General features: G+C 72.3%; 13 protein-coding genes. 10 read left to right on the top strand and 3 right to left on the bottom strand.

Features of this window, described 5'->3' with window-relative positions:
• The first annotated feature begins 52 nt into the window (after nt 1–52).
• The 10 genes from ACWC24_RS05755 to moeZ all read left to right on the top strand — a co-directional run bounded on the left by ACWC24_RS05755 (nt 53) and on the right by moeZ (nt 12,348).
• Nucleotides 53–145 (top strand): Ms4533A family Cys-rich leader peptide, encoded by a 93-nt coding sequence (locus ACWC24_RS05755; RefSeq protein ID WP_338017843.1) that lies wholly within the window; start codon nt 53–55, stop codon nt 143–145.
• Between the two features lie 159 nt (nt 146–304).
• Nucleotides 305–2,032 (top strand): ABC transporter substrate-binding protein, encoded by a 1,728-nt coding sequence (locus ACWC24_RS05750; RefSeq protein WP_450661562.1) that lies wholly within the window; start codon nt 305–307, stop codon nt 2,030–2,032.
• 4 nt (nt 2,033–2,036) lie between these two features.
• Nucleotides 2,037–3,056 carry an ABC transporter permease gene (locus tag ACWC24_RS05745; protein WP_450661561.1) on the top strand — a complete coding sequence of 340 codons (1,020 nt, stop codon included), beginning with the start codon at nt 2,037–2,039 and terminating at the stop codon, nt 3,054–3,056.
• Complete coding sequence (locus ACWC24_RS05740) at nt 3,053–4,051, top strand: ABC transporter permease (RefSeq protein ID WP_450661560.1); 999 nt, start codon at nt 3,053–3,055, stop codon at nt 4,049–4,051. The genes ACWC24_RS05745 and ACWC24_RS05740 overlap by 4 nt, the downstream gene beginning before the upstream one ends.
• On the top strand, nt 4,048–5,733 hold the full coding sequence (locus ACWC24_RS05735; RefSeq protein ID WP_450661559.1) for a dipeptide ABC transporter ATP-binding protein: 1,686 nt from the start codon (nt 4,048–4,050) through the stop codon (nt 5,731–5,733). Before ACWC24_RS05740 ends, ACWC24_RS05735 begins: the two co-directional genes overlap by 4 nt.
• A 190-nt stretch (nt 5,734–5,923) precedes the next feature.
• The gene (locus tag ACWC24_RS05730) at nt 5,924–7,681 is read left to right on the top strand and encodes a DUF3492 domain-containing protein (protein ID WP_450661558.1); all 1,758 of its coding nucleotides are present in this window, start codon (nt 5,924–5,926) and stop codon (nt 7,679–7,681) included.
• Complete coding sequence (locus ACWC24_RS05725; protein WP_450661557.1) at nt 7,678–8,931, top strand: hypothetical protein; 1,254 nt, start codon at nt 7,678–7,680, stop codon at nt 8,929–8,931. Before ACWC24_RS05730 ends, ACWC24_RS05725 begins: the two co-directional genes overlap by 4 nt.
• A gap of 478 nt (nt 8,932–9,409) precedes the next feature.
• Complete coding sequence (locus ACWC24_RS05720) at nt 9,410–10,369, top strand: NAD-dependent epimerase/dehydratase family protein (protein WP_450661556.1); 960 nt, start codon at nt 9,410–9,412, stop codon at nt 10,367–10,369.
• The gene (locus tag ACWC24_RS05715) at nt 10,357–11,106 is read left to right on the top strand and encodes a spherulation-specific family 4 protein (RefSeq protein WP_450661555.1); all 750 of its coding nucleotides are present in this window, start codon (nt 10,357–10,359) and stop codon (nt 11,104–11,106) included. Before ACWC24_RS05720 ends, ACWC24_RS05715 begins: the two co-directional genes overlap by 13 nt.
• Nucleotides 11,107–11,169: 63 nt before the next feature.
• Nucleotides 11,170–12,348 (top strand): adenylyltransferase/sulfurtransferase MoeZ, encoded by a 1,179-nt coding sequence (gene moeZ / locus ACWC24_RS05710; protein WP_450661554.1) that lies wholly within the window; start codon nt 11,170–11,172, stop codon nt 12,346–12,348.
• A gap of 125 nt (nt 12,349–12,473) precedes the next feature.
• Here the strand turns inward: moeZ and ACWC24_RS05705 are convergent, their stop codons facing one another.
• The 3 genes from ACWC24_RS05705 to ACWC24_RS05695 all read right to left on the bottom strand — a co-directional run bounded on the left by ACWC24_RS05705 (nt 12,474) and on the right by ACWC24_RS05695 (nt 18,670).
• Nucleotides 12,474–14,039 (bottom strand): alpha/beta hydrolase, encoded by a 1,566-nt coding sequence (locus tag ACWC24_RS05705; protein ID WP_450661553.1) that lies wholly within the window; start codon nt 14,037–14,039, stop codon nt 12,474–12,476.
• 136 nt (nt 14,040–14,175) lie between these two features.
• Complete coding sequence (locus tag ACWC24_RS05700; protein WP_450661552.1) at nt 14,176–15,723, bottom strand: alpha/beta hydrolase; 1,548 nt, start codon at nt 15,721–15,723, stop codon at nt 14,176–14,178.
• 73 nt (nt 15,724–15,796) lie between these two features.
• Nucleotides 15,797–18,670, bottom strand: a complete 2,874-nt coding sequence (locus ACWC24_RS05695; RefSeq protein ID WP_450661736.1) for a lysylphosphatidylglycerol synthase domain-containing protein — start codon at nt 18,668–18,670, stop codon at nt 15,797–15,799.
• Nucleotides 18,671–18,857: the final 187 nt, after the last annotated feature.

Raw genomic sequence — 18,857 nt, 5'->3', positions numbered from 1 at the left:
CCGTCGACTCATCGCTTTGACATGGACGGAAAGTTCGTTCATATTTCAGCGCATGTCGTTCCGTCACACCGCCGCGCGCGCCGCCATCGAGCTGGCGCTCATCGGTGTGACCGCGCTCTGCGTGGCCGACATCGACTGTCGCTGACGCCCGCCCTCAGGCGCGCGTCGCGAACTCCCTCCCCTGCCGTGACCGGTCACGGCAGGCTGCGACCTTTTCTCGACGACCTGGCGCCGGGCCGACGTCTGTCCTCATTCGTCTCACTCCTCGTCATTCCGTCTCATCATTCGAGAGGTCGTCCTTCCGATGCGTCATCCGTCCGTCATAGCGCGCCGCGTGGCAGCGGCATCCGTCAGCCTGGTCCTGGCAGCGGGCGCCGCCGCCTGCGGGCCGGAGGACAACGATGCCAACGGCTCCCAGGGCTCCCGCGGCGACTCCACGCCCCACAAGGGCGGCACGCTCACGGTCCTCAACCGCAACCCGCAGCAGGACTTCGACCCCGCCCGCCTCTACACCACCGGCGGCGGCAAGATCCCCTCCCTCGTCTTCCGCACGCTCACCACCCGCAACCGCGAGAACGGCGCGGCCGGCGCCCAGGTCGTCCCCGACCTGGCCACCGACACCGGCCGGCCCGACAAGGACGCGACCGTGTGGACGTACACGCTGAAGGAGGGCCTGAAGTACGAGGACGGCACGGCGATCACCTCGGCCGACATCAAGTACGGCATCGAGCGCTCCTTCGCCGCCGAACTCTCCGGCGGCGCCCCCTACCTGCGCGACTGGCTGATCGGCGGCGCCGACTACCAGGGCCCCTACAAGGGCGGCAAGAGCCTCGACTCGATCGAGACCCCGGACGCGCGCACCATCGTCTTCCATCTGAACAAGCCCGAGGGCGAGTTCCCCTACCTGGCCACCCAGACGCAGTTCGCACCCGTGCCGAAGGCCAAGGACAAGGGCACGAAGTACGAGGAGCACCCGGTCTCGTCCGGCCCCTACAAGGTCGTCAGCAACGAGAACGACGGCGAGCGGATCGTCCTGGAGCGCAACACGTACTGGTCCGCCGCGACCGACGCCGAGCGCAAGGCCTACCCGGACCGCATCGACGTACGCTCCGGGCTCGACTCCTCCGTGATCAATCAGCGGCTGTCCGCCTCCCAGGGCGCGGACGCCGCCGCCGTCACCACGGACACCAACCTCGGCCCGGCCGAACTCGCCCAGGTCACCGGGGACAAGGCGCTCGCCTCCCGCGTCGGCACCGGCCGCTTCGGCTACACGAACTACATCGCGTTCAACCCGAAGGTGAAGCCGTTCGACGACGTCAGGGTGCGCCAGGCGATCGCGTACGCCGTCGACCGCGCGTCCGTGGTCAACGCGGCCGGCGGCTCGTCGCTGGCCGAGGCGGCGACGACCTTCCTGCCGAACCAGAAGTCCTACGGCTACCAGCCCTACGACCTGTTCCCGGCCGGCGCGTCCGGCAACGCGGCCAAGGCCAAGGAACTGCTGAAGGAGGCCGGGTACGCGAACGGGCTGACCGTCACGCTCACCCACTCCAACAGCAAGGACTTCGAGACCAGCCCCGAGATCGCGACCGCGATCCAGGACGCGCTCAAGAAGGCCGGCATCACCGTCGAGCTGAAGGGCCTGGAGGACAACGACTACTCCGACACGGTCCACGGCGCCAAGACCGAACCCGGTTTCTTCCTCGCCCACTGGGGTGCCGACTGGCCCTCCGGCGGCCCCTTCCTGGCCCCGATCTTCGACGGCCGCCAGATCGTGAAGGACGGCGCCAACTTCAACACCGGCTTCCTCGACGACAAGGCGGTCAACACCGAGATCGACGCCATCAACAAGCTGACCGACCTCGACGCGGCCGCCGCGCGCTGGGGCGCACTGGACAAGAAGATCGCCGGACAGGCGCTGACCGTCCCGCTGTTCCACCCGGTCTACAAGCGGCTGTACGGCAAGGACATCCGCAACATCGTCATCAGCGACTGGGACGGCGTGCTGGACCCGTCGCAGGTCGCGGTCAAGTAGCACCGTGAGCGAGGCACTTGCCGCCTCCCGGACGGCCGGGACGGACGTCTTCGTCCCGGCCGCCTCCGGAGGCCTTCGGTTCTGGCGGCGGCTGCGCACGCAGCGCGCCGCCCTCGGCGCGGCGGCCGTCGTCGCGCTGCTCGTCCTGGTCGCGCTCGCCGCGCCGCTGCTCACCGCGATCGAGGGCCAGGACCCGACCAGTTACCACCCCGCCCTCATCGACTCCGCCCGCGGCGGCGTGCCGACCGGCCCGCTGGGCGGCATCGGCCCCGACCACTGGCTGGGCATCGAACCGCAGACCGGCCGCGACCTGTTCGCGCGGCTCGCGTACGGCGCCCGGGTCTCGCTCGGCGTCGCCCTCGCCGCGACCGTCGTACAGATCGCCGTCGGGGTCGTCCTGGGCATCGCCGCCGGGCTCGGCAACCGCTGGGTCGACCAGCTCTTGAGCAGGATCACCGACATCTTCGTCGCCATGCCCCTGATGATCATGTCGCTGGCGCTGCTCGCGATCGTCCCGCAGGCTTTCCCGCGCCCCGTCCTGGTCACCCTGGTCATCGGGCTGATCTCCTGGGGCAACATCGCCAAGGTGGTCCGCGCCCGGACGCTCACGCTCAAGGAGCTCGACCACGTCGCCGCCGCCCGGCTCAGCGGCTGGGGCACCTGGCGGATCGCCCGCCGGGAACTCGTGCCGGGGCTCGCCGCGCCCGTCCTCACCTACGCGGCGCTCCTGGTGCCCCAGAACGTCACCGTCGAGGCGGCCCTGTCCTTCCTCGGCGTCGGCGTGAAACCGCCCACGCCCTCCTGGGGACAGATGCTGACCGCCGCCGACGTCTGGTACCAGGCGGCTCCGCAGTACCTGCTGTTCCCGGCCGGCGCCCTGTTCGTGACCGTCCTCGCGCTCACCGTCCTGGGCGACGGCGTACGCACGGCGCTCGACCCGCGCGCCGCCTCCCGACTGCGCGTCGGCACCGGCCGCAGACGGGAGACGAAGGCCGACACGGGCAGTCGGGGGGACTCCGTATGACCGGCTTCGGCGGCTTTCTCGCGCGCCGGGCGATCGGCACGCTGCTCACCCTGTTCGCCCTCTCGGTGATCGTCTACGTCGTCTTCTACGCCACCCCCGGCGACGTCGCCCAGATCACCTGCGGCCCGCGCTGCTCGCCCGCCCAGGTCCACCAGGTGGCCGCGCAACTGCACCTCGACGACCCGCTGTACGTGCGCTACGGGCATTTCCTCCAGGGCCTCCTGGCCGGCCAGGACTACTCCACCGGCACCTCCGTGGAGCACTGCCCGGCACCCTGCCTGGGGCTGTCGTACCAGAGCGACCAGCAGGTCACCCGGCTCATCCTGACCAAGCTCCCGGTCAGCCTCTCGCTGGTGTTCGGCGCGATGGTGCTGTGGCTCGTCCTCGGCGTCGGCACCGGTGTGCTCTCGGCCTGGCGGCGCGGACGGCTCTCCGAACGCGTCCTGACCGCCCTCACCCTGGCCGGCACCGCCACACCCGTCTTCGTCATCGGCCTGGTCCTGATGATCGTCGTCTGCGGCGAACTGCGCCTGCTGCCCTTCCCGCAGTACGTGAATCTGACCGACGACCCCGAGCAGTGGGCGTGGAACCTGCTGCTGCCCTGGGTCTCGCTCGCCCTCATCGAGGCCGCGGCGTTCGCCCGGCTGACCCGGTCGTCGATGCTGGAGACCCTCGCCGAGGACCACATCCGCACCTTCCGGGCGTACGGCGTCGGCGAGCGGTCCGTCATCGGGCGGCACGCGCTGCGCGGAGCGTTCGCGCCGGTCATCGCCCTGAACGCGAACAACTTCGGGTCGGCGGTCGGCGGCGCTGTGCTCACCGAGACGCTCTTCGGACTGCCGGGCGTCGGACAGGAACTGGTGCACGCCGTGAACGTCGTCGACCTGCCGGTCGTCGTCGGCATGGTGCTGGTCGTCGGCTTCTTCGTGGTCCTCGCCAACGCCGTCGCGGACGTCCTGTACGCGATGGCCGACCGACGGGTGGTGCTCTCATGAATCCGGTCGAGAACCGGGTCGCGAACCGGGTCGAGAACCTGGACGACAGTCTGGGCGGAGGCCTGGTCGAGGTCGAGGGACTGACGGTCGGGTTCGGTCCGCTGCGGGCCGTGGACGGCCTCTCCTTCCGGCTGGAGCGGGGCGCCGCCCTCGGCCTGGTCGGCGAGTCCGGCTCCGGCAAGTCCACGGTCGCCGCGGCCCTGCTCGGGCTGCACCGGGGGACCGGGGCCGCCGTCGGCGGCTCGGTGCGCGTCGCCGGCACCGACGTACAGCAGGCGTCCGACGACGAACTGCGGCGGCTGCGCGGCGGGAAGGCGGCGATGGTCTTCCAGGACCCGCTGTCGTCCCTCGACCCGTACTACGCCATCGGCGACCAGATCGCCGAGGTCCACCGCGCGCACACGCGTGTCTCGCGGCGCGCCGCACGCGCGCGTGCCGTCGAGGTGCTGGAACGGGTGGGGATCGCGGACGCGGCGCGGCGCTCCCGGTCGCGTCCGCACGAGTTCAGCGGCGGTATGCGGCAGCGGGCCCTCATCGCCATGGCGCTCGCCTGCGCGCCCGACCTGCTGATCGCCGACGAGCCGACCACCGCGCTCGACGTGACCGTCCAGGCCCAGATCCTCGACCTGCTGCACTCCCTGCGCGAGGAGACCGGCATGGGCCTGCTCCTCGTCACGCACGACGTGGGCGTCGCCGCGGAGAGCGTCGACGACGTCCTGGTCATGCGGCACGGGCGGGCGGTCGAGCACGGCCCGGTCGCCGACGTCCTCGGGACGCCGTCGCGGGCGTACACCCGCGAGCTGCTCGCGGCGGTCCCGTGCGTGGAGGCGGGGCGCGTCGTGGCGGGCGCGGCGGACCGGGTCCGGGAAGGTGCCTCCGGGGCGCCGGGTGAGGCCGTGTTGGAGGCGACCGGTCTGCGGCGCGTGTTCGGCCGCGGGAAGCGGGCGTTCACGGCCGTCGACGACGTGTCGCTGACCCTCCACCGGGGAGAGACCCTGGGGATCGTCGGCGAGAGCGGCAGCGGCAAGACGACCCTGGGCCGGATGCTCGTCGGACTGCTGGCCCCGACCGCCGGCGAGATCCGCTACGCGGGCCGTCCGCACACCGGGGTCGACCCGGCCGTGCAGATGGTCTTCCAGGACCCCGTCTCCTCCCTGAACCCGCGCCGCAGCGTCGGCGAGTCGGTCGCCGACCCGCTGCGGGCGCGCGGCGAGGAGGACGAGGAGTACGTCCAGGGGCGGGTGCGGGAACTGCTGGAGCGCGTGGGGCTCGAAGGGGCGCACTACGACCGCTACCCGCACGAGTTCAGCGGCGGTCAGCGCCAGCGCGTGGGCATCGCGCGGGCGCTCGCGGCCGATCCGCGCGTGATCGTCTGCGACGAACCCGTCTCCGCGCTCGACGTCACCACCCAGGCCCAGGTGGTCGCGCTGCTGGGCGAGTTGCAGCGCGAACTCGGACTCGCGCTGGTCTTCGTCGCCCACGACCTCGCCGTCGTGCGCCAGGTCAGCGACCGGGTCGCGGTGATGCGCCGGGGCCGGATCGTCGAGGCGGGCCCGGCCGACGAGGTGTACGGATCCCCGCGGGACCCGTACACCCGGCAGCTCCTCGCCGCCGTACCCGCCCTCGACCCGAAGGCCGCGGCCCGGCGCCGGGCCGCGCGACGGGAACCCGTCCATATGTGACACGGCGCGTCCGAATGAACTCTTAGCGCGACGGAACGCGACCCGCACGGGAAAGTTACGACCGTTCACCCCTTTTGGTGGCGCGACGGACAACCGTCCATCGCGCCACCGCCTTGTCCGCTTACGTTCTTCCCGCTGCGAGCCGTCGAGCCAACGACGGCTCCCCATACGGGAGATCGGGGGTGCACTCGTGCGCATCGGACTGCTTACGGAGGGTGGCTATCCGTATGTGAACGGTGACGCCAGTCTCTGGTGCGACCGGCTCGTACGCGGGCTCCGGCAGCACGAGTTCGACCTCTACGCGCTCAGTCGCGGCGAGCGCCAGGTGGACGAGGGCTGGGTCGAGCTTCCCCCGCAGGTCGACCGGGTGCGCACGGCGCCGTTGTGGACGGCGGGAGGTGACGGGGCGGGGTACGGGCGCCGTGCGCGCCGGCGCTTCGACGAGTGCTTCGGGGAACTCGCGGTCGCCCTGTGCGCGGGCGTGCCGGAGGGCGTTCGGCAGCCGTCGGAGAACCTTCCCCACCGTTCCGCGGAGATCCACGCCCTTGAGGCGGACCGTTTCAGCAGGGCGCTGTACGGGCTTGCCGAACTCGCCCGCGACGAGGGCGGTCTGTCCGGGGCGCTCCGCTCCGAGCGTGCCGTACGCGCCCTGGAGCGCGCCTGTCGAGCGCCCGGTGCCGCACGCCCGGCGCGCGAGGCGCGGGTACCCGATCTGCTCGCCGTCGCCGCGCGCCTCGAACGCGCTCTGCGCCCCCTTTCGCTCGACTGGTACGAGGACGACGCACTCGGCTCGGCCGACCTGTGCCACGCCGCCTCCGGCGGAGCCGCGGCCCTGGTCGGACTGGTCGCCCGGCACTTCTTCGGCGTGCCGCTGCTGGTCACCGAGTACGGCGTCCGGCTGCGCACGCACTACCTGGCCTCCGGCGCGGACCCGGCCACCACGGCCGCCCCCTGCGTACGCTCCCTGCTCGCCGCCTTCCACGGCATGCTCGCCACCGAGGTCTACCGGCAGGCCGCTTGTGTCACCCCCGGCAACGCGCACGCCCGCCGCTGGCAGGAGCGTTGCGGCGCCGACCGGGACAAGCTGCGCACCGTCTACCCGGGCATGGACGCCGCGCGCTTCGCCGAGGTGGGCGAGGCGCCCGACTGCGCAGCCCCGGACACGCTGGTGTGGGTCGGCCGCGTCGAACCGACCAAGGACCTGGTCTCCCTGCTGCACGCCTTCGCCGAGGTCCGCAAGGAGGAACCGAAGACCCGCCTGCGTATCGTCGCGACGGCCGTCGGCCCCGAGGGCGAGTCCTATCTGGGGCACTGCCGGATGCTGGCCGCGCAGCTCTTCCCCGACGAGGCGGAGGGCCCGTACGTCATGGGCGACAACCCGGTCTCCTTCGAGGAGATCGGCGGCCCGGAGACGCCCACCGTAGCGGAGGCGTACGCGGCGGGCGGCGTGACCGTCCTGTCGAGCGTCGTCGAGGGCTTCCCCGTCGGCCTCGTCGAGGCCATGCTCTGCGGCCGCGCCACGGTCTCCACCGATGTCGGCGCGGTGGTGGAGGTCATCGGCGGCACCGGGCTCGTCGTACCCCCGCGCAATCCGCGGGCGCTCGCCGAGGCGTGCGTGGCCCTGTTACGCGACCCCGAGCGCCGTGCACGCCTGGGCGCGGCGGCCCGCGCGCGGGCGCTCGAACTGTTCACCGTCGAGCAGAACGTCAAGGCGTTCCACGGCATTTACCTGGAGATCATCTCGCGCTCGCCGGTCGACCGGACCGCCCTCGACCGCGCCGGGGAGCCGCTGCCGTTCGCCGTCCCCGCCGAGGCCCGGCTGCCCGGCCGCTGGACGGGCCGGGCCTCCCGCATCGCCGCGCGGGGCGGCCCGAGCTGGGCCGCGGGAGAGCCGGTGCGGCAGACCGCGCCCGCGGCCGGCACGACCACGACGGAGGGGGTGCGATGAACGGGCCGACGCGACCGGACGGCCGTCCCGGAACACCGGACGGGGCGAGCACGGCAGCCGACGTCGTATCGGTCGAGGGTGTACCGGATGCCGGTGGGCGTTCCGGTGGAGTGACCATCGACCGCAGGGCCTCGGCGGAGTCGGCCGCCCCACGCCGTGGCGCGGCCGACCCCGTCAAGGCCCTGATGCACCGCCACCGCGACCTGTGCGAACGGGCCGTGGACCCCCTGGAGATCGCGGCCGGCCTGGAGGCGCACGGCGTCACCGACCGCACCGCAACCCGCTTCCGCCACCGGGACGTCTTCTCCCTCGCGGAGGAGATGTACGCGCGCGTCCCCCGCGCCGACGAGGAACCGCCGCGTCCGTACACCGCCGCGACCGGCCGGCCCCGAGCGGACTGGATCCTGTTCGCTCTGCTGCCGGGAGCCCTGTGCGCCGCCACCGTGGCCGGCCTGCGCCTCACCACCGGACAACCCCGGCTGGTCACGGCCGCCGTGGGCATCCTCGCCCTGGCGCTCGGCCTACGGGCGGCGCTGAGCCGCGGCCCGCTGAGCGCCGTCGCCCCTCGCGGCGGCGCGCACCAGGCCGGCGGCAACAGCTGGCCGTGGTGGCTCCTCGCCTACGCCGCCCTCGGCGACGGTCTGCTCCACGACGCCGTCGCCGCAGGCCCCCAGGCCCTGCCTGCCTGCCTCACGGGCGGCTCCTGGACCCTCGCCACGGCACCCGTCCTCGCCCTCGCGCTCGGCTGCGCCCCGGCCGCCTGGTCCGCGCACCTCCTCGCCGCACGCGCGAGCCGGAAACTGACGACCAGCCGGGGTCTGGAGGAGTTCGCCGCCTCCGTACGACCGCTGCTGCTCGCCGTGTTCGCCCTGTTCCTGGGTGCGCTGACGGCACTGCTGGCCCTGTGCGCGGCGGCCCTGGGCGAGGCCGCTCCTTATGCGCAGGTCCTGACCCTGGGCGCGCTCCTGCTGCTGGCCCGCCTCCTCGCCCTCCACGGCTTCACCCACGTGCCCGCCGTCGTGCTCGGCTCCGCGGCCCTGGCCGAAGCCGCCGCCGTGGGCACGGTCCTCGCGGGCCGCCTGCCCGGCTGCGCGGCCCTGGCCGACCCCGTCGAGTCCCTGGTGCGGGCCTGGGGCCCCGGCAGCGTCCCGGCTCTCGCCTGCGGAGCGGGAGCGCTGGTCCTGCTGGTCCATGCCACCCGCAGCCTGACCCGCGCGTCGGCCCATGCCCGACCGGAGACCGCCCGATGACCCCCCGACCCGCGCGCCCTGGGGCCACCCCCGCCCCCACCGCCACGACCGTCGACGCGGCGGCGACACAGGTTTCGGCGACACAGGCCTCGGCAGCAGGACCCGAGGTGGCGGCGGCTGCCTCCACGACAGCGGTCACTCCCACGGCCCCGGCTGCCCCCGCGCTGGCGGCCGCTCCCACGGCTTCGACCGCCGCCAAGGCGCCCGCCGCGCGCGTGGCGTGGGCCGCGCACGTGACTCCTGCGGTGCCAACCACGCACACGGTGCCCGCCGCACCCACCGTGCCGACCGCCGCCCACATGCCGCGCTCGCACCCGCGCCGGACTTCCCGATCCGCCGCCTGCCCGGGGGGCACCAGCCCCGGAGCCGGAGGCGACCGCACCACCCCCTCGAAGGAGAGACACGAGATGACCACCTCCCGACCCGGAGCGTCCGGAGCCACCGGAACATCCGGAGCGCACACCCCGGGAGCCGAGCGATGAGGGTCCTGCTGATCGGAGCCAACGGCTACATCGGCCGCTTCGTCGCCGACCGACTGCTCGCCGACCCGGCCGTCCAGCTCACCGCGCTCGGCCGCGGCGACGACGCCGACGTCCGCTTCGACCTGGCGTCCGGCAGCCCCGGCGCACTCACCCGCTTCCTCGACGCGGTCCACCCCCAGGTCGTCGTGAACTGTGCCGGAGCCACCCGCGGCGGCGCCCGCGACCTCACCCGGCACAACACCGTCGCCGTCGCCACCGTCTGCGAGGCCCTGCGCCGCAGCGGCTGCGGAGCCCGCCTGGTGCAGATCGGGTGCGGCGCCGAGTACGGACCGAGCCAACCCGGCTCGTCCACCGCCGAGGACGCCGTGCCGCGCCCCGGCGGCCCCTACGGCGTCAGCAAACTCGCCGCCACCGAACTCGTCCTCGGATCCGGCCTCGACGCCGTCGTCCTGCGGGTCTTCTCGCCCGCCGGGCCGGGCACCCCCGCGGGCTCCCCGCTCGGCCGCCTCGCCGAGGCCATGCGCCGCGCCATGCAGTCCGGCGACGGCGAACTCAAACTCGGCGGACTCGGCGCCCAGCGCGACTTCATCGACGTCCGCGACGTGGCCCGCGCCGTCCACGCCGCCTCGCTCTCCGCCGCGCAGGGCGTCATCAACATCGGCTCGGGCCGCGCCGTACGCCTGCGGGACGCCGCCACGGTCCTCGCCCGCGTGGCCGGCTACGCGGGCGCCCTGCACGAACTCGACGGACTGTCCGGCGGGCACCACCTGCGGGCGACCGTCGGCCACCCGCGCACCGACCCCGACCACGCGGCCCCGGTCGCCTACCCCGACGGCTGCGGCAGCTGGCAGCAGGCCGATGTGCGCACCGCACGCGACCGGCTCGGCTGGCGCCCCCGTATCAACCTCGAAGAGTCCCTCGCCGACATCTGGATGGAGGCGGCATGCCGCATCTGACCAGCTCTGCGGAAGGCGCCGCGCGCACCGAGGTCCGCGTCGGCTTCGGCGTCCCGGGCTGCGGGCACCCCCTGCTCGCCCCGACCGAGTGGGGCGAACTCTCCCGCCCCGGGACCCCGCTGCACTGGGTCGTGCTGAACGTCGCCGACGGCCCCGGCAGCCGCCCCGACCCGCACTGCCTGGAAGCGGCGGGCCGGGTCCGCAACGCGGGCGTCCGGGTCCTGGGCCACCTCGACACCGCCTACGGGTCCCGCCCCTTCGCCGACCTGATGTCCGACGCGCACCGCTATCGCGACTGGTACCGGGTCGACGGCTTCCTGCTGGACCGGTGCCCGGACGATCGCGCCGCGCTCCCCGCGATCCGCCGCACGGTGGCCGCGCTGCGCGGACTGCGCGACGGCACCCACATCGTCCTCGGCCACGGCACCCATCCACACCCCGGCTACGCCGAGAACGCCGACCAACTCATCACGTTCAGCGGCCCCTGGAGCGACTACCGCTGGTCGCAGGTGGCCGAATGGACCGCCGACTACCCGCCCGAGCGGTTCTGCCACCTCGTCCACGGGGTCCCGCGCGGCCACCTCGACGAGGCCCTGCGCATCGCCCGCTGGCAGGGCGCCTCGACGATCTACTTCACCGACCGGACGGACCGGGGCGGCAGCTCCGACCCCTGGGAGACCATGCCCGGCTACTGGGACGACATCGTCTCGCGGATCGGAACGGGAGTCTCGGAATGAAGAAGGCCATGGCAGTGTTACGAGGAGAACAACCGTAGTGATTGACCGACCAACGGAGTCCCCGTGTCGTTGCCACCCCTGGTCGAGCCGGCTGCCGAGCTCACCGTAGACGAGGTCCGCAGGTACTCCCGCCACCTGATCATCCCCGACGTCGGGATGGACGGGCAGAAGCGGCTGAAGAACGCCAAGGTGCTCTGTGTGGGCGCCGGCGGCCTGGGCTCGCCGGCACTGATGTACCTGGCCGCGGCGGGCGTGGGCACGCTCGGCATCGTGGAGTTCGACGAGGTCGACGAGTCGAACCTGCAACGCCAGATCATCCACAGCCAGTCCGACATCGGCCGCTCCAAGGCCGCGTCGGCGCGTGACTCCGTCCTCGGCATCAACCCGTACGTGAACGTGATCCTTCACGAGGAGCGGCTCGAGGCCGACAACGTGATGGACATCTTCAGCCAGTACGACCTGATCGTCGACGGCACGGACAACTTCGCGACCCGTTACCTGGTCAACGACGCCTGCGTGCTGCTGAACAAGCCGTACGTCTGGGGCTCGATCTACCGCTTCGACGGACAGGCCTCCGTCTTCTGGTCGGAGCACGGTCCCTGCTACCGCTGCCTCTACCCGGAGCCCCCGCCGCCGGGCATGGTCCCCTCCTGCGCCGAGGGCGGCGTCCTGGGCGTGCTCTGCGCGTCCATCGGCTCCATCCAGGTCAACGAGGCGATCAAGCTTCTCGCGGGCATCGGCGAGCCGCTGGTCGGCCGCTTGATGATCTACGACGCCCTGGAGATGCAGTACCGCCAGGTCAAGGTCCGCAAGGACCCCGACTGCGCGGTCTGCGGCGAGAACCCCACCGTCACCGAGCTCATCGACTACGAGGCCTTCTGCGGCGTCGTGTCCGAGGAGGCCCAGGCGGCGGCGGCCGGCTCGACGATCACTCCCAAGCAGCTCAAGGAGTGGATCGACGACGGCGAGAACATCGAGATCATCGACGTCCGCGAGGTCAACGAGTACGAGATCGTCTCGATCCCCGGCGCCAAGCTGATCCCGAAGAACGAGTTCCTCATGGGCACCGCCCTGGAGTCCCTCCCGCAGGACAAGAAGATCGTCCTGCACTGCAAGACGGGTGTCCGCAGTGCGGAAGTCCTCGCCGTGCTGAAGTCCGCGGGCTTCGCGGACGCCGTACACGTCGGCGGCGGCGTGATCGGCTGGGTCAACCAGATCGAGCCCCACAAGCCGGTCTACTGACCGCACCGTCGTCCGACCCGCACGACACCCGAAGCCCACGGCCCCGACCGACCCGGACGCCGTGGGCTTCGTCCGTGGTCGGCCGGCCGCGTTCCCGGCACCGCCGTCGGCGGGCCCAGCCGCGCTCAGGAGCAGGTCTTGCCGTCCTTCGGCACCGTGCCCTTCAGCAGGTACGCGTTCACCGTCGAGTCGACGCAGTCGCTCCCGCTTCCGTACGCCCCATGGCCCTCGCCCTTCCAGGTGAGCACCACTCCGACGCCCTTGCCCAGCTCGTCCGCCATCCTGCGAGCCCCCTCGTAAGGCGTCGCCGGGTCGCCCGTGTTGCCGACCACCAGGACGGGCGCCGCACCCGGCGCGCTCACCTCCGGGGTGTCGTACTGTCCGGCCACGGGCCAGTCGTGGCACCAGCCGGCCGTGTCCCAGCCGAGGAAGTCCCCGAAGACGGGCGAGATCCGCTCGAACTCCGCCAGCCGCTTCTTCGTCTCCTCCGGAGTGGGCCGCTGCTTGTCGTCCAGGCACGATATGAGCCGCTGGGAGTGGGTCGTCGTGCCGTAGTGACCCGATGCGTCCCGCTCGTTGTAGCCGTCGGCGAGCGCCAGCAGTCCGGTGCCGTCGCCCTGCTGCGCCTCCTTCAGCGCGCTGGTCAGGCTCGGCCAGCCGGCCTCGCTGTACAGCGGCAGGACGATGCCGGTGACCGCCAGCGACTGGGTCAGCTTCCGCCCCGACGACGTCGGCAGCGGCGCGTCGTCGATCCGCGAGAGCAGGTCCGCGATCTTCCGCGTGCCCTTCTGCGGGTCCTGACCGGTGGATTCGAGGTAGTCGTTCAGCGCGCGCTGGAAGCCACGGGTCTGGTTCTCCGCGTGGCCCACCGTGTCGGCACTGGGGTCGACGACCGCGTCGAGGATCAGCCGCCCGACGTTCTTGGGGAACAAGTGGGCGTAGACGCCGCCGAGTTCGGTGCCGTAGGAGATGCCGAAGTAGTGCATCTTCGCGTCGCCGAGGACCTGGCGCATCAGGTCCATGTCCCGGGCGGTGTCGGTGGTCGAGACATGCGCCAGCAGGTCGCCGGCGGCCTTCTTGCAGCCCTGGCCGAAGTCGGCGGCGTCCTGGAAGTACGCCTGCTCCTCCGCGGGGGTGTCGGGCGTCACGTCGATCGCCTCGGCGGCCTGGATCTGCCGGTCGCCGCGGCAGCGCACCCCGCCGCTGGCGCCGACCCCGCGCGGGTCCCAGCTCACCAGGTCGTACCGCTCGTGCAGCGCGGACACGGTGGAGGCGTACGACGGCATCGTCGACACTCCCGAGCCGCCGGGGCCACCGAAGTTGAACAGGAGCGAGCCGATGCGGTCCCCGCTGCGGGCCTTGGCACGGATGACCGCCAGACCGATCGTCCGGCCCTCCGGCTTCGCCCAGTCCAGCGGAGCCTTGATCCGCGCGCACTGCCAGTCGTCGCCCGGTGCGGGGGAGTCGGCGGTGGCCTTGCAGCGCTCCCAGGCGACCTTCTGGGAGGTCAGCGACGCGGGCAGCGCGGGCGTTCCGGCGGGGGCGTCGGGCGAGGAAGCTCCAGAGGACGCCGTCGCCCCGCTCGTGGCCGTGTCGTTCTTGTCGCTGCCGGACGACGAGCCGCTGCTGCAACCCGCCACGAGCAGTGCGGCGACGGCCCCCAGTGCCGCCCAGCGTGCCGATCGAGCCATCCGCGTGATCCCCCCAAACAGGCCGTCCGCACCGGACGGCGCACGGCGGTCAGGCCATACTAGGCGGAGCGAGCCCGACCCGTCGGGCCCTGTGGATAACCATCTGACCTGCGGCTTTGCTGACTTGGGCGGGATTTCAGGAGCACACGGTCCCGGCCGCGGGCACCTTTCCCCGCAGCAGATAGTCGTTCACCGCGCTCTGCACACACCTGTTCTTGCTGTCGTACGCGCCGTGCCCCTGGCCCTTGTACGTCAGCTCCACTCCGACGCCCTTGCCCAGCGCGTCCACCATCCTGCGCGCCCCCTCGTACGGCGTGGCCGGGTCGCCGGTGTTGCCCACGACGAGGATCGGCGCGGCTCCGGGGGCGTGGACGTCCGGATGGTCGGCGGCTCCGGGCACCGCCCAGCCGGTGCAGCTCACCATGCCCCAGGCCAGGAAGTCCCCGAACAGGGGTGAGGCGGCCCGGAACTCGGGCAGCTTCCCCTGTACGTAGTCGGCGGTGTAACGGGGCTTGTCGTCGGCGCAGTTGATGGCGACGTTGGCGGGGATGATGTTGCTGTACTCGCCGTTGGCGCTGCGCCCGTTCATCGAGTCGGACAGCAACATCAGGATCCTGCCGTCGCCTTCGTACGCGTCCTGCAGGCCTTCGGTGAGGTACTCCCAGAAGTCCTTCGAGTACAGGGACTGGGCGATGCCGTTGGTCGCCGCCGTCTGGGTCAGCTTCCGCGGCAGGACGCCGGGGATCGGCCGCTTGTCGAGGTCCTTGAGCAGGGCGGCGATGCGGTTCTTGACGTCCTGGGGGCTGTTCCCGACCGGGCACTCCTCGACTTTCGAGGTGCAGTCCTCGGCGTAGTTGTCGAGTGCGAGCTGGAAGCCGGCGGCCTGCCCGAGCGAGCTCTGCTCCGAGTTCTGTGTCGGGTCGACGACCCCGTCGAAGACGGCGCGACCCACGTTCTTGGGGAACAAGTGGGCGTAGACGCCGCCGAGTTCGGTGCCGTAGGAGATGCCGAAGTAGTGGAGCTTGTCGTCGCCGAGGACCTGGCGCAGCAGATCCATGTCACGGGCCGCGTCGGTGGTCCGGACATGCGGCAGCACGCGGTGGGAGTTCTTCTCGCAGGCGGCGTTGAACTGCCGGGTGTTGTTCAGGAAGGCGGCGCGCTCGACGGCGTCGTCCGGGGTGGCGTCCTGCTGGAAGTACCGGTCGAGCTGCTGGTCGTTCTCGCACTCCACTCCCGCGCTGCGGCCCACCCCGCGCGGGTCGAAGCTCACCAGGTCGTAGCGGGTGCGCAGGGCGGCGTAGTCCTCACCGAAGGCCGGCAGCGTGCTGACGCCCGAGCCGCCCGGCCCGCCGAAGTTGAACACGAGCGAGCCGATGCGTCCGCTCTCCGGGCCGCTCGCCTTCGCCCTGATCAGCGCGATGCCGACGGTGTCGCCCGTGGGGTCGCTCCAGTCGAGGGGGGCCTTCATCGTGGCGCACTGCCACGCGTCGCCGTCCGGCAGCGGGGAGGGCGCCGTACCGCCGCCCTCGGCCTCGGACGGGGCGGGGCAGTCCTGCCAGTCGAGCTTCTGGGCCGCCGGACCCCCGTCCGTGGAGTCGCCTCCGCAGCCCGCCAGCACCGAGGACAGCAGCACGGCGGAGGCGGCGGTCAGCGCGGCGGCACACGGCCGGGAGAGACTGGGCATGATCCCATCGTGGGGCTCCGCCCGCCTGCCCGCGCGGAAGCACGGGCCGTACGAGGTACGGCGGCCGTCCCCGTCAGAGCGATCCCCTGCGCGACAGATGGTTGAACGCCAGCCACCCGGGCAGCACCGGCAGCCACAGCGTCAGCAGCCGGAACAGCAGTACGGCGGGCGCGGCGACCTCCTTGGGGAGCCCGACGGCGATCAGGCCGACCGTCAGGGTCGCCTCGACCGCACCCACACCGCCGGGCGTCGGCGCCGCGGATCCGAGCGCGTTCCCTGCGAGGAAGACGACGGCGACGCTGGCGATGCTGACCGAGACCGAATCACCGCCGAAGGCCCGGATCGACGCGTCCAGGCACATCACGAAGCAGGCGGTGAGCAGCAGCATGCCGCCGATGCCGGTGACCAGCTTCTGGGGCCGCTGGAGCACGTCCAGCATGCGCGGCACGACTCCGGCGAACAGCGACCGCACGCGCGTGACGATGAACTTCCGCAGGAGCGGCACCGAGGTCACCACCAGCACGAGCACCGCCACCGTCAGCAGACCCGCGATGACCGTCCGGGACGGCGACAGCGACGGCGTCTTCTCGGTGCCGGTCAGATAGCCGAAGGACAGCAGCATCAGGATGTGGCAGCCGAGCCCGAACAGCTGCGACGCGCCCACGCTCGCCACCGCGAGTCCGGGCCGCACACCCGCCCGCTGCAGGAACCGTGTGTTGAGGGCGACCCCGCCCACCGCGGCCGGGGCCACGATCTTCACGAAGGACCCGGCCACCTGGGCCGCCACGGTCCGCGGGAACGGCACCCGCTCCGGCACGAAGCCGAGCAGGCTCATCGCCGCGGCCACATAGCTCAGCGCCGAGAACAGCACCGCCGCGACGACCCAGCCCCACTGGGCGTCGGAGAACACGGTCGCGAACTCGATGTGGGTGAGCTGCGTCAGCAGGAAGTAGGCACCGATGGCGCCCGCGATGAAACTGATCAGAGTGCGGGGTCGTACCCGTTCGAGGCGGGCCGGCTCGACCGGCGCCTGCGGTCTGATCCGCAGCACCTGGTGCCGGATCTGGGTGAGCAGATCCTCCTCGCGCGCCTCCTCCAGAGCCTCGTCGATGGCTCGCTTCTCGGCCCGCTGCTCCGCTCGTACGGCCTTCTTGTCCTGCTTGTCGGACACCGCGGGCACGGCTTCGCCCCCGGCCGCCTCCAGACGGTCCTGCTTGGCCTGCCGGGACGCCTCCAGGACCGCCTCGCGTTCGCGGTGCGCGCGCTCCCGGGCCAGTTTCCGCAGCGTCGCGCGCGTGGAGCGGGTCAGCGCGATGGGCTGGAGCATCGGCAGACAGCCGGCGACGGCGTCGGGACCGAGGACGCCCACCGCCGAGGCGACCGCGCGCTCCGCGCCCGCCCGCAGTCCGAGCGTGGTCACGAGCTGGGCGACGTCCATGCGCAGCAGCAGATCGCCGGCCGCGATCTCACCGCCGCGCAGGTCGGTGAGGATGACCTTGCCGGAACGATCCACCAGAATCGCCTCGCCCGACAGCCGGCGGTGCGCGATGCGCCGCGACTGAAGCGCCTGCACCTGGTGCCAGGTGTGGTGCAGCAGCTCGTCGGTGATCTCCTCGTCGGCCAGCGAGTCGAGGGTGCGCCCGCCGGTGTGCTCGTAGACGAGCATCACGGCGTCGGGGCCGAGTTCGGAGGTCGCGATCAGCTTGGGCGCGTTGGCGCCGGCGGCGATGGCCGCGTACGCGAGCAGCGCCTCCTGCTCCAGCGCCTGGCGCAGCGACTGCAGACTGCTGCGGGTGGCGAAGCCGCGCAGCGTCAGGTTGCGCCAGGCTCGGTAGAAGAAGCCCTGCGCCTGCTGCTCCCGGTCGACCACCGTGACGTCCAGCCCCGGACCGTCCTCCAGGGTGACGAAGTAACGCCGTCCCCGGTCGCCGTTCTCCGTGGTCTCGGAGACGTCCTCGCGGGCCGCGCTGACCGGGCGGAAGCCGACGGTCCGCAGCCCCGCCATCAGCGTCCGCCCGGTGGGACGGACGTTCGGAGAACCGACCGCGTAGAGCGTTCCGTAGGCCACGGTCCAGCCGATCAGCACCGTCAGGATGATCGAGAACGCCGTCGTGTAGCCGGTGACCAGCATGGAGAACGCGTCGAGGCACAGCACGATCCACAGCACGGAGCGCCAGCGCGGTCTGCGGGACATGCCGACGGCCGTCATGTACGCGATGACGGGGGCGAGATAGCCGTGCACCGGGTCGGTCAGGGCGTGGATGTCGCCGGGGGAGGGCTGGGTGAGCGCCTCCTGGATCGAACCGGGCGCGCCCTTGGCGACCCACAGGTCGGTGGCGAGGGTTACACCGTGCGCGAGGACCGCCGCGAGCACGCCGTCGGCGATGCGCAGCCCGTCCCGCTTGATCAGCCGCTCGATCGCGAAGGCGACCGGCACCAGCAGGATCGCGATGCTGGACGCCAGCCCCGCGATCTTGATCAGCAGGTCGGGTGCCTGACCGGTGCCCTTGTTGATGTCCTGTTCGAGCCCCGAGGTCGTCCCGTGTGCGAATGCGGAGACCGCGAGCAGGACGACGATGGCGAGCACGCCCACCAGCAGTCGCATGAGGTCCGAGGGGCGGTGCACGCGCGCGGGGAGCAGCGGTTCGTCGCCCTCGACCGCGTCGGCGTGCGCCTCCTCGGCCGGAACCGGGTCCCGGTCGGTGTCCGCCCCGGTGCCGGAGTGCCGGTGCCCGGTCCGGTCCCGGTCGGGCTCGGGGTTCTTGTCCTCGTCCTGGTCCTGGTCGTGGTCGTGGTCCGGGGCAGGTCGGCTCCCGGCCGCCCCTGTGCCGTCCGCGCCGTCGGCGACGTCGTCCGCCTGCTTCCGGTACGCGTCGACGGTGTCCGGGCGCGACGCAGCGTCAGAGGTACCCTCCGCGTCCTCGGGGTGCACACCCTGCTGCTTCATCATCTCTTCTTGGTCTCGTATCACCGGTTCACCGCCCGCACGATGGTGGCACGCCGCACCGACACACGGGGGCATCAGGGTGCAAATGCGAGGGCGCACAGTCTGCCCCAAGCCTCGCTCGAGGGCGAGAGTCACGCATGGTCGCGAGACCGTCGCACTGTCGGAGGGATGCGGCAGGATGGGGCGA

The sequence above is a fragment of the Streptomyces sp. NPDC001443 genome (genome assembly GCF_053597355.1).
Note: the sequence above shows the minus strand (reverse complement) of the source record. Positions and strands in the feature narration are given on the sequence as shown.